Annotated in this window: 1 rRNA gene; it reads left to right on the top strand. The window is 45.0% G+C overall.

Annotation, left to right across the window (positions count from 1 at the left end):
• Nucleotides 1–111: 111 nt before the first annotated feature.
• Nucleotides 112–218, top strand: a 23S ribosomal RNA gene (locus CWM58_RS27990); the annotation flags it as partial.

Genomic DNA, 218 nt, shown 5'->3' on the forward strand with positions numbered 1-218 from the left:
TTTGCTCTTTAAAAATCTGGATCAAGCTGAAAATTGAAACGACACACTGTTTAAGTGTGTTCGAGTCTCTCAAATTTTCGCAATCAGAAGTGAAACATCTTCGGGTTGTGAGGTTAAGCGACTAAGCGTACACGGTGGATGCCCTGGCAGTCAGAGGCGATGAAGGACGTGCTAATCTGCGAAAAGCGTCGGTAAGGTGATATGAACCGTTATAGCCG

The organism is Klebsiella sp. H-Nf2 (genome assembly GCF_002806645.1).
In the GTDB taxonomy this organism is placed as follows: Bacteria; Pseudomonadota; Gammaproteobacteria; order Enterobacterales; family Enterobacteriaceae; genus Klebsiella; species Klebsiella variicola.